This is a genomic window from Ancylobacter amanitiformis, from assembly GCF_030814815.1.
In the GTDB taxonomy this organism is placed as follows: Bacteria; Pseudomonadota; Alphaproteobacteria; order Rhizobiales; family Xanthobacteraceae; genus Ancylobacter; species Ancylobacter amanitiformis.
The window spans coordinates 84307-95231 of the sequence record NZ_JAUSVR010000014.1; the positions used below are offsets into that span (position 1 = coordinate 84307).

A 10925-nucleotide genomic window follows, 5' to 3' on the forward strand; every position below is an offset into this window, starting at 1 on the left:
GACTAAACCGAACATGGAGTGCCGCCTATGTATTCCTTCCTCGCGCTGAAGGTGTTTGTCGCGGTGGTCGAGGCACGCGGCATAAAAGGCGCGGCGGACCGGTTGGGGCGCACCGTCTCCACCATCTCGACGACGCTCAAGCAGCTGGAGGAGGCGGTGGGCGCGCCGCTCTTCGAGGGCGACCGCAAGAACCGGCTCACCCCGCTCGGCCGGCTGGTGCATGAGGAGGCGCGCGACCTCCTGGAGCATTACGAGCGCAGCTGCGCGGCGATCCGCGCCTACAGCGCCAATGAGGTCGGCCATGTTCACGTGGCCTGCGTGCCCTCGGTGGCGGTGGCGCTGCTGCCGGAAGTGATCCGCCACCTGCGCCGCGCGCCGCGCCCGATCGAGATCGAGGTGCGCGACATGGACAGCGTGTCGGTGACGGAGGCGGTGGTCGCGGGCGTGGTCGATGTGGGCGTCGCCAACGGCGCCAGCCAGATGGCCGGCGGGCAGTTCACGCCGCTGTTCAGCGACCCGCTCGACCTCGTCTGCCGTGCCGAGGATCCGCTTGCCGCCCTCGACCGGCCGATTTCCTGGGACGACCTCGCCGGCCGGGTATTTCTCGCCCATCGCGGCTATGGGGCAATCCGCGACAAGCGTTTCCGTGCCATTGCCGGGCAGGCGCAGGTGACGGTGCGCAACGTGCTGTCGCTGCTGGCGCTGGTGAAGGCGGATGTCGGCGTCACGCTGCTGCCGCGCCTGTGCGGTCAGCCGAACGACCAGGCGCTGCGCTTCCTGCCGGTGAACGATCTGCAGGCACGGCGGGTGGTCGGGCTGGTGGAACGCGGCGCCCGCATGCCCTCCCCGGCCGCGACGCTGTTCGCTCACGCCCTGCGCAGCGTCTCGTCCTGACGCCAGCCTGCCGAGGCTGCCGCCAATGTGCAGGCAACGCGGGACGCGGCTATTTGGCCGCCGCCTCCTGTTCGATCCGCCGCTCGGCCCGCCGCAGACGCCGGAGCAGCAGCGGCAGCACCAGCACCAGCGCGGCAATGGCGAGCAGCGTCGCGGAGATCGGGGTCGAGACCAGCACGCTCCAGTCATTCTGGCTCACCGCCAGCGCCCGGCGCAGCTGGATTTCCGCCTGCGGCCCCAGAATGAGGCCGATCAGCGCCGGAGCGATCGGGAAGTCGTAGACCCGCGCCATGTAGCCGATCAGGCCCAGCCCGACCATCAGCGCGATATCCATCCACGAGGTCGACAGCCCCCACACGCCGACCAGCGCGAACACCACGATGCCGGCATAGATATAGGGCCGCGGGATGAGCAGCAGGCGGACCCAGATGCCGACCAGCGGCAGGTTGAGCACCAGAAGGATGACATTGCCGATATAAAGCGAGGCGATGAGGCCCCAGAGCAGGCCGGGATTGGTGGCGAATAGCAGCGGCCCCGGCTGCAGGCCGTAATTCTGGAAAGCCGCCAGCAGCACCGCTGCCGTCGCGGTCGAGGGCAGGCCGAGCGTGAGCAGCGGCACCAATATGCCCGCCGCCGCGGCATTATTCGCCGCTTCCGGCCCGGCGACGCCTTCGATCGCGCCCTCGCCAAACTGTTCCGGGTGCGGGCTCAGCCGGCGCTCCAGCGTATAGGACAGGAATGTCGGTATTTCGGTGCCGCCGGCCGGCAGCGAGCCGATGGGGAAGCCGATGAGCGTGCCGCGCAGCCACGGCTTCCACGAGCGCTTCCAGTCCTCGCGGGTCATCCACACGCCGCCCGAGAGCGGGTTGAGCACGGCATGAACCTGCGCATTCCGGCTGGCGACATAGAGCGTCTCGCCCACGGCGAACAGGGCCACGAGGACGACGGTGAAGGAGATGCCGTCGAGCAGTTCCAGCGTGCCGAACACCATGCGACTCTGCCCGGTCTGGGTGTCGATGCCGATCGTGCCGAGCGCGAGGCCGAAAAACAGTGCGGTGAAGCCGCGCACGCGCGAGGTTCCCATCACCACCGCGACCGAGGTGAAGGAAAGGATCATCAGCGCGAAATAGTCTTCCGGCCCGAAGATGAAGGCGAGCTCGGCGATGGCGGGGGCGAGGAAGGTCAGCGCGAGGGTACCGAAGGTGCCGGCGACGAAGGAGCCGATGGCGGCGGTGGCCAGCGCTGCCGCGCCGCGCCCGGTGCGGGCCATGCGGTTGCCCTCCAGCGCCGTCATCACCGATCCGCTCTCGCCCGGCGTGTTCAGCAGGATCGAGGTGGTCGAGCCGCCATAGAGCGCGCCATAGAGGATGCCGGCGAACATGATAAAGGCCGATTCCGGCGCCACCTGCGCGGTGACGGGCATGAGCAGCGCGATGGTCAGCGCCGGCCCGATGCCGGGCAGCACGCCGACCGCCGTGCCGAGCGCGCAGCCGACCAGCGCCCAGAACAGGTTGATCGGCTGCAGCGCGATGGCGAAGCCGGCGATGAGTTGGGTCAGCGTGTCCATCATGATGTCACCGGATCAGCGGCAGGAACGGGCCGAGGTCGATGCCGAGCTTGGAGAACATGAACCACGCCCCCACGCCGAGGGCGGCACCCACCGCGAGATCGAACAGGGTGCGATGCGAGCCGAAAGCGTGCGTCACCAGCGTGAAGCCGATCGCCGCCGTCAGCGGGAAGCCGAGCCAGCGGATGGTTGCCAGCGGCAGCGCGACGCCGGCCAGCGAGAACAGGAACGCGCGGCGCGAGGGCGGCGCGTCGGCATCGGCGTTTTCCTCTTCCTGCGGGCGGAACGTGACGCCCTGCCGGATCTGCACGAGAAGAAGGACACCGAGCACGACGAGACCGGCGCCAACGGCCGCGACCATGACCTCCGGCCCCATGCCGACAAAGGCCGTGGTCGACTGGATGCTGGTGGCGCCATAGATCCACACGAGGCCCATGGCCAGCACGGCAAGGCCGATCCACCATGGCCGGGGGGGAGCCGCGCCGACGCGAGCTTCGTCAATGGGGGGCATGCGCTGGCTCCATGGCCTGACGTGGCTGGCTGGTAATCGCCTCTCCCCGCCCGAACTCGGCTGCTGCCGAGTTCGGTTCTGGCGAGGCCGAAGCCGGATGGATCCGACTTTGGCGGAGAGGTGGCCCGCGAAGCGGGTCGGCGAGGGACGACACGGTTTGGATCGTTGAAGCCCCCTCACCCCGACCCTCTCTCCGTCGGGGAGAGGGAGGACCGCGGGCATCCCGTCACTGGACGATGCCGACTTCCCGGAGCGCCTGCGCCCAGTTGGTCTCTTCGCTCTTCAGGAAGGCGAGGAATTCGGGACCCGAGAGATAGGCGTCCTCCCAGCCCTGGTTCTTCAGGGTCGCCTTCCAGGCGTCGCTGGTGTGCAGCTTGGCGAAGCGGTCGAGCCAGGCCTTCTTGCCGGCCTCGCTCATGCCCGGTGCGCCGACAAAGCCGCGCCAGTTGCCGATTTCGACCGGGATGCCGGCCTCCTTCAGCGTCGGCACATCCAGCCCTTCGAGCCGCGTGGGGCCCGACACGGCGATGATGCGGATGCGGCCGGACTGGGCGAACTGGCGGAACTCCGAGGCGCCGGAGATCGCCGCCTTGATCTTGCCGCCGCCGAGCGCGGCGAGAATTTCACCGCCGGAGAAGGCGACGAAGTTGATCTTGTTCACCGGCGCGCCGGCATGCTTGGCGAGCATGGCCAGCATCACATGGTCGGCGCCGCCCGCCGAGCCGCCGCCCACCGACAGCGCGCCGGGATCGGCCTTCAGCGCCGCGATGAAGTCCTGCGGCGTCTTGATCGGCGAATCGGCCGGCACGGCGATGGCGTTGTACTCGTTGGTCAGCCGCACCAGCGGCGTGGTGTCGTTGAGCGAGACCGGCGTCTTGTTGGTGATGATGCCCGCCACCATGATGACGCCCGTCACCAGAAGGGCATTGTCGTCGCCCTTGGCGGTGCGCACGAATTCGGCAAGGCCGATCGTGCCTGCCGCGCCGCCCTTGTTGGTGAAGTTCACCCCATCGGTGAAGATCTTCGCCTGGTTCATCGCCGCCATGGTCTGGCGGCCGGCGCCGTCCCAGCCGCCGCCGGGATTGGCGGGAATCAGCACCTTGGCCGGATCGGCGAGGGCGAGACCGCCGGACAGGGCGAGCGCGAGGCCGCCCGCCAGTCCCAGTGTCGCGCGGAGCAGGTGCCGTCTCAGCCGCGGGGTCGCGTCGGTCATTTTGGCGTTGGGCATGTCGTTTCCTCATTCGGTTTCGCCGTGTCTTGCCCGGAGGATCCGGGCTGCCGGCTTTCAGGTCTCGCGCGGCGATGCCGCCGTGGTGTGGGCAAATCTCGTGGTCAAATCTCGTGGGCAGATGGCGCGGGCAGATGCCGCTTCAGGCCGCCCCTCCGCGCTGGGGCTGCCCGTTCGGGATGACGGTCTGCACGATCGAGGCGTCGAGCGCCTCATACGCGTGCAGACCGATCAGATCGTAGAGTTCGGCGCGGGTCTGCATCGCCTCGATCATCCGATGCGTGCCGCCGTCGTTGCGGATCGCCTGGTAAAGCGTTGCCTGCGCCTTGTTGGCGACGCGCAATGCCGAGACCGGCCAGATCACCATGCGGTAGCCCATCGCCTCGAATTCCGAGGTGGTGAAGAAGGGCGTGCGGCCGAACTCCGTCATGTTGGCGAGCAGCGGCACGCCGGCCGGCATGCGCTCGGCGAAGGCGCGAAACATCTCCGCATTGGTCAGCGCCTCCGGGAAGATCGCGTCGGCGCCGGCGTCGAGATAGAGCCGCGCGCGGGCCAGCGCCCCGTCCAGCCCCTCGCTGGCGGCGGCATCGGTGCGGGCGATGATGTAGAGGTCGCGCCGGGCGCGCGCGGCGGCGGCGACCTTGGCGGCCATGTCATGGGCATCGGCCAGCTTCTTGTCGTTGAGGTGGCCGCATTTCTTCGGCAGCAGTTGGTCCTCGATATGCACCGCCCCGGCGCCGGCATCCTCGAAGGTGCGCACCATGTGCATCACATTGAGCGCCTCGCCATAGCCGGTGTCGCCGTCGACCAGAAGCGGCAGGCCGCTGGCCCGCGCGATCTGCCGGATGAAGAAGGCCACCTCGTCGACGGTGATGATGCCGAGATCGGGCAGGCCCATCGAGGCGGTCATCGCGGCGCCGGAGAGGTAGAGCGCCTGGAAGCCGGCCTCCCTGGCCTGCAAGGAGGCCATGCCGTTATGCGCGCCGGGAAGTTCGACGATGCCACCCGCCTCCACCCGCGCGCGGAAGCGGCGGCCAGCCGGCTCCGTGGGAAGATCGCTGTTCACCAGATAGGGCATGGGGCGCGGCCTTCAGTTGGCGTAGAGATCGACATAGTCGTTGACCGCCATCGCCTCGAGCCGCGCCTGGTCGAGCGAGACGTCGAGAATGGCGCGCTGGCGCTTCTCGACGAAGCGGCGGGCAAGGTTGGTGCGGAACTTGGCCTCCAGCAGCGGGATGCCGTCCGCCCGGCGGCGCTTGTGGCCGATCGGATATTCCACCAGCACTTCCGGCAGCACCGTGCCGTCGGTGAGCGCGATGGTCATGGCGTTGGCGATCGAGCGCTTTTCCGGGTCGTGATAGTCGCGGGTGAAGGCCGGATCCTCGACGCAGGTGATCTTCGCCCGCAGCGCATCGATGCGCGAATCGGCGGCGACCGCATCCTCGTAATCGGAGGCGGTGAGCCGGCCGAACAGCAGCGGCAGGGCGACCATGTACTGGATGGTGTGGTCGCGGTCGGCCGGATTATGCAGCGGTCCGCTCTTGTCGATGATGCGGATGCACGCCTCATGCGTGCGGATGCGGATCGAGGCGATGTCGGCGGCGCTGCGGCCCGATTCAGTCAGCGTGCGGTGCAGCGTCATCGCCGCTTCCACCGCCGTCTGGGCGTGGAACTCCGCCGGGTAGGAGATCTTGAAGAGCACGTTCTCCATGACATAGGAGCCGTAGGGCCGCTGGAAGGCGAACGGCTTGCCGCGGAACGAGGCGTCATAGAAGCCCCAGGTCGGCGCGGTCAGCACCGAGGGGTAGCCCATCTCGCCGGTCTGCGCGATCAAGGCGAGGCGCACGGCGCGGCTGGTGGCGTCGCCCGCCGCCCAGCTCTTGCGCGAGCCCGCGTTCGGGGCGTGGCGATAGGTGCGCAGCGCCTGCCCATCGACGAAGGCGAGCGACAGGGCGTTGATGATCTCGTCGCGCGTCAGCCCGAGCAGGCCGGCGACCACGGCGGTCGACGCCACCTTGACCAGCACGACATGGTCGATGCCGACCTTGTTGAAGGCGTTTTCCAGCGCGATGCAGCCCTGGATCTCGTGCGCCTTGATCATGGCGGTGAGCACGTCGCGCATGGTCGGCGGGGTGCGCCCCGTGGCAACGGCGTTGCGGGCCAGCCAGTCGGCGACGGCGAGGATGCCGCCGAGATTGTCCGAGGGGTGCCCCCATTCGGCGGCGAGCCAGCAATCGTTGAAGTCCAGCCAGCGGATCATCGTGCCGATGTTGAACGCCGCCTGCACCGGGTCGAGCTGATAGGGCGTGCCGGGAACCTTCGCGCCGTTCGGCACCAGGGTGCCGGGCACGATCGGCCCGAGCAGCTTGGTGCAGGCCGGATATTCCAGAGCCTCCAGCCCGCAGCCGAGCGTATCGATCAGGCAGTTGCGGGCGGTCTCATAGGCGAGAGAACTGTCGACACGATAGTTGAGAACGTAGTCGGCGATATCGACGAGGACACCATCGGGGGCCGGGCGTTCATTGTTGCTGTGGCTGGACATGGCGTTCTCAACGTCTCCCTTGGGCGCATTTTCGAGGCGACTGCCATCGCCGTCTTGCTTATGGTGTCGACAATTTTAGCCGAAACTCGACAAAAAACAAACGAAACTTGCGCTGCGTCGCACTCTATGTCGACACTTTTGGCGATGAGATGTTCCGAGCGCATGGCGGCCGGGGAAGGCGCATCGCGCGAGAAATCAGCTATAACGAAGGCAAATGCGCGCCGGCACGCGAGCGACGAGGAAAAGGTGTCGACATGTTGAACGCGGACGAGACGGAAGCGGCAGGGGATTCGCTGGGCGGCAGCGGCCTCGCCGCGCGCCTGTACGACGATCTGACGCGCGCCATTCTCGCCGGCACGCTGGCCCCGGGGGAAAAGCTCTCGGAGCCCGCCATCGCCCGCTCCTTCGGCGCCAGCCGCGCGCCCGTGCGCGAGGCGATCCGCCGGCTGCAGGAGCGTGGGCTCGTCACCTATGCGGTCAACCAGGGCGCCCGCGTCGCCCAGCCCAGCGCCGCCGAGTTCCTCGCCCTGCTGGATGTGCGCGAGGCGATGGAGGGCATGGCCGCGCGGCTGGCGGCAACCCACATGGAGGCGAGCGAGGTCGCCACGCTGGAAGCCCTCGTCGCCGGCCATCGCGGCGAGATCGAGCGCAATCCGCTCGGCGCCTATCTGCAGGATGATCCGGAGACCGACTTCCATCGGCGCATCGCCCGCGGCAGCGGCAACCCCATCCTCGCCGACCTGCTGTGCGAACAGTTCTACCCGCGCCTGCGCCTCTGCCGGCGGCTACACCGCACCGTGCAGGGTCGCGGCCGCGAGGCCTGGAGGGAGCATCTGCGCATCACCGAGGCGATCGGCCAGCACGACGGGGAACTGGCGGAAATCCTCATGCGCCGGCACATACGAGCCGCCCGCGCCGCCCTGCAGACCGCCCTCGCGGCGCCGTGACGCGGACTGCCGGCGCATCGATGGCGCATCGATGGCGCGGGTGCGGGCGATGTGCCGGCCGGCTTCCGCGCCGGCTCAACAGTCGCGGACGCACCGGCGGCGACCGGCCGTGAGGGCAATACGCCCGCCCGGAATCGGCTCAACCCGAACCGGGAGGCCAAGCCCGCGCTCCGGCCCGCGCCCCGGCCGGCGGCAGGAATTCGCCGCCTTCGCGGATGATCAGGATGTTGCCGGGGCCCCGATGGCGCCCAGCACCGTCATGGCCGCGTCGGGGATCTCAAGGCGGGCCGCCGCGAGGTTCTCGGCGAGGTGGACGGTCGAGGAAGTGCCGGGAATGAGCAGGATGTTCGGCGAGCGGCGCAGCAACCAGGCAAGGGCGACCTGCATGGGAGAGACGCCGAGTTCGGTCGCGACCTGCGTCAGGGCCTGGGACTGGAGCGGCGAGAAGCCGCCCAGGGGGAAGAACGGCACATAGGCGACCCCTTCGGCGGCCAGTTGGTCGATGAAGAGGTCGTCGCTTCTGTGGGCCAGATTGTACTGGTTCTGCACGCCGACGATCGGAACGATGGCGGCGCCCTGCGCATATTGTGTGGGCGTGACGTTGCTGAGGCCGATATGTCGGATCAGGCCCTGCTGCTGAAGCTCGGCGAGCGCCGTCAGGGGAGCTTCGATCGACCCTTCGGCGGGCTCGTGGACGTCGAACATGACGCGCAGGTTGACCGCATCCAGCACATCCACGCCCAGGTTCTTCAGGTTGTCGTGGACCGCTGCCGCCAGGGCCTGCGGCGAGAAGGCCGGCAGCCACTCGGCCTTCGGCCCGCGAACGGCGCCGACCTTGGTCACGATGAGCAGATCCGAGGGGTAGGGATGAAGCGCCTCCCGGATCAGCTGGTTGGTGATATGCGGGCCGTAGAAGTCGCTGGTATCGATGTGATTGACACCGGCGTCACGCGCCGCGCGCAGGACGGCGAGGGCGTCGTCGCGATCCCTGGGAGGGCCGAACACGCCGGGCCCAGCCAGTTGCATGGCGCCGTAGCCCAGTCGGTTCACGGTCTGGCCGGCGAAGGAATAGGTCGAGTTTGTCATGGTCGCTCTCCTTGAGGACGCCAGACATCTAGACCTTGCGGCGGTGAGCGATAATCGCCCACAATCCGAACAACCTGTGCGAGATGGCGAACAATGGCGCATGACCTCGCGGACCTGAACGCCTTCGTCGCGGTCGCGCGGGCGCGGGGATTCCGCAACGCGGCCCGGAGCGGGGGCACAAGCGCCTCGGCACTCAGTGATGCGGTGCGACGGCTCGAAGGCCGACTTGGCGCGCGCCTGCTGCATCGGACGACGCGAAGCATCCGCCTGACCGAGGCGGGGGCCCGGCTGATGGCCCGGCTGGAACCGGCACTTAGTGAGGTGGACGCCGCCTTGTCCGGGGTCGGGCGGCTTGGCAACGAGCCGGCCGGAACCCTGCGCCTGAACGTGCCGGTGAGCGCCGCGCGTCTCGTCTTGCCGGATCTCGTGCCGGCCTTCCTGGCGGCCTATCCGCACATCCGGCTGGAGATCACGGCGGAGGACAGTTTCGTGGACGTGCTGGCCGCGGGAGCCGACGCCGGCATCCGGTATGACGAGCGGCTTGAACAGGACATGATCGCCGTCCCGATCGGCCCGCGCATCCAGCGGTTCGCCTGCGCCGCCGCGCCCGCCTATCTGGACGTGCGAGGCCGGCCCGGCCATCCCAGCGACCTCCTGGGCCATGCCTGCCTGCGTGGACGCTTCTCGAGTGGGGCCACCCCCGCCTGGGAGTTCGAGCGGGAGGGAGAGAGCGTGATGATCGAGGGCGATGGCCCGCTGCTCGTCAACATGGGACCGGCGATCGATCTCGCGGTCGAGGCGGCGATCGCGGGTACGGGGGTCATCTATCTCTTCGAAGCCTGGATCGCGCCGTTCCTGAAAAGCGGCGCGCTGGAGCCGGTTCTCGCGGACTGGTGGCCACGTTTTTCCGGGCCTTTTCTCTATTATCCGGGTCTGCGGCTGGTCCCTCCACCGCTTCGCGCGTTCATCGACTTCATTCGGGCGCGATCGTCGCCGTAGGGCGATAGCGAAGCAACGAAACATATTGCATTCCGTTGCGGAAGACATTGCGTGCCGCTGGCGGCAACTCCCCGCTGCGGCCCGGGACGAAGCCCGTATGGCAATCGCTACGAAAGCTCGCCTCACGAAAGCTCGAAGCCGGTGCCGCGCCATGAACCTGTCCGGACAGCCTCCGCCGCATCATTCGTCCAGCTTGGCGCAAGGACGCTTTGCCATGACTATTGGCTCCATCGCATCGTCGAGCGTCCGCTGGTCAGATCCGTCAGCAGCCGCTCCACGCCGCCGGCGTCGGATTTCGGCGCCGTCATCGACAGGATCGCGCCGCTATCCGTGAAGGCATGAACCCCCACCTGCACCCCCGGTAGCGCGCCCAACCTGACTTGAACCAGTGCCAGATCGCTGAACCCGCATGTCACCGTCCCGGAGACGGTCGCGATGAGCGCCGCCTTCTCGGCGTCGCGCAGGCAGAGGGCCGCCGTTCCGCCATAGGCCCGGATCAGGCCGCCGCTGCCCAGAAGGATCCCACCGAACCAGCGCGTCACGACAACGGCGACGCGATCGAGGCCTTGCCCGTCGATGGCGGCAAGGATCGGCTTGCCGGCGGTGCCGCCGGGTTCCCCGTCATCGTTGAAGCGGTAGTTCTGCCCCACGCGCCATGCCCAGCAATTGTGATTGGCGCCCGGATCCGACTGTGCCGCGATGAAGTCTTTCGCCGCCGCCTCGTCGGCGACGGGGCCGGCGATCGCCACGAATCGGCTCTTCTTGATCTCTTGCTGGCGCAGAGCGAGTTCAACGAGGGTAAAGCGTGCGTCCATACGCTCGTCTATCATGACCTCCGCCCCGGATCTCCTTCGGCCTGAGGGCGGGTCCGGAGCGTCATCGATCCGAACCCATAGGGTGGATCGCTGGAAGCCGGCATTCGCCACGAAGGTCAAGGCCCCCCCCGCACGCGCATGTCGATCTTGCAAAGGTAATCGCCATCCGCCAACGGCCGCGGATGGCGATTCCGCTCAAGCCTCACTCATGGCGTGGGCCCATTCCTTGCCCACGGTGCTTTAGGAGACATACCCATAAACGGGCTTCCCCGCGGGCCGGGGTTCTGATTCATTGATCTCAGCCCTGGAGGTTGAGATGGCTCGCTTTGACCTGAC

General features: G+C 68.1%; 10 protein-coding genes. 3 read left to right on the top strand and 7 right to left on the bottom strand.

Annotation, left to right across the window (positions count from 1 at the left end; genetic code table 11):
- The first annotated feature begins 27 nt into the window (after nt 1-27).
- Complete coding sequence (locus QOZ99_RS17610; RefSeq protein WP_306891309.1) at nt 28-894, top strand: LysR family transcriptional regulator; 867 nt, start codon at nt 28-30, stop codon at nt 892-894.
- 49 nt (nt 895-943) lie between these two features.
- On the opposite strand, the gene QOZ99_RS17615 is transcribed toward QOZ99_RS17610, so the two are convergent.
- From QOZ99_RS17615 to QOZ99_RS17635, 5 genes are all read right to left on the bottom strand, one after another.
- Nucleotides 944-2461, bottom strand: a complete 1518-nt coding sequence (locus QOZ99_RS17615) for a tripartite tricarboxylate transporter permease (protein ID WP_306891323.1) — start codon at nt 2459-2461, stop codon at nt 944-946.
- 7 nt (nt 2462-2468) lie between these two features.
- A complete protein-coding gene (locus tag QOZ99_RS17620; RefSeq protein WP_306891310.1) occupies nt 2469-2972 on the bottom strand; it encodes a tripartite tricarboxylate transporter TctB family protein in 504 nt (167 codons plus the stop codon).
- Between the two features lie 226 nt (nt 2973-3198).
- Nucleotides 3199-4200 carry a Bug family tripartite tricarboxylate transporter substrate binding protein gene (locus tag QOZ99_RS17625; protein WP_306891311.1) on the bottom strand — a complete coding sequence of 334 codons (1002 nt, stop codon included), beginning with the start codon at nt 4198-4200 and terminating at the stop codon, nt 3199-3201.
- Between the two features lie 142 nt (nt 4201-4342).
- Complete coding sequence (gene prpB / locus QOZ99_RS17630) at nt 4343-5278, bottom strand: methylisocitrate lyase (RefSeq protein ID WP_306891312.1); 936 nt, start codon at nt 5276-5278, stop codon at nt 4343-4345.
- 12 nt (nt 5279-5290) lie between these two features.
- The gene (locus QOZ99_RS17635; RefSeq protein ID WP_306891313.1) at nt 5291-6742 is read right to left on the bottom strand and encodes a bifunctional 2-methylcitrate dehydratase/aconitate hydratase; all 1452 of its coding nucleotides are present in this window, start codon (nt 6740-6742) and stop codon (nt 5291-5293) included.
- Nucleotides 6743-6996: 254 nt separating this feature from the next.
- Here QOZ99_RS17635 and QOZ99_RS17640 point away from each other — a divergent pair, with 254 nt between their 5' ends.
- Complete coding sequence (locus QOZ99_RS17640; protein ID WP_306891315.1) at nt 6997-7689, top strand: GntR family transcriptional regulator; 693 nt, start codon at nt 6997-6999, stop codon at nt 7687-7689.
- Between the two features lie 219 nt (nt 7690-7908).
- Here the strand turns inward: QOZ99_RS17640 and QOZ99_RS17645 are convergent, their stop codons facing one another.
- Nucleotides 7909-8775, bottom strand: a complete 867-nt coding sequence (locus tag QOZ99_RS17645; protein WP_306891316.1) for an aldo/keto reductase family oxidoreductase — start codon at nt 8773-8775, stop codon at nt 7909-7911.
- A 93-nt stretch (nt 8776-8868) separates the two neighbouring features.
- Here QOZ99_RS17645 and QOZ99_RS17650 point away from each other — a divergent pair, with 93 nt between their 5' ends.
- A complete protein-coding gene (locus tag QOZ99_RS17650) occupies nt 8869-9774 on the top strand; it encodes a LysR family transcriptional regulator (RefSeq protein WP_306891317.1) in 906 nt (301 codons plus the stop codon).
- Between the two features lie 218 nt (nt 9775-9992).
- On the opposite strand, the gene QOZ99_RS17655 is transcribed toward QOZ99_RS17650, so the two are convergent.
- On the bottom strand, nt 9993-10604 hold the full coding sequence (locus tag QOZ99_RS17655; protein ID WP_306891318.1) for an IMPACT family protein: 612 nt from the start codon (nt 10602-10604) through the stop codon (nt 9993-9995).
- Between the last annotated feature and the right edge of the window lie 321 nt (nt 10605-10925).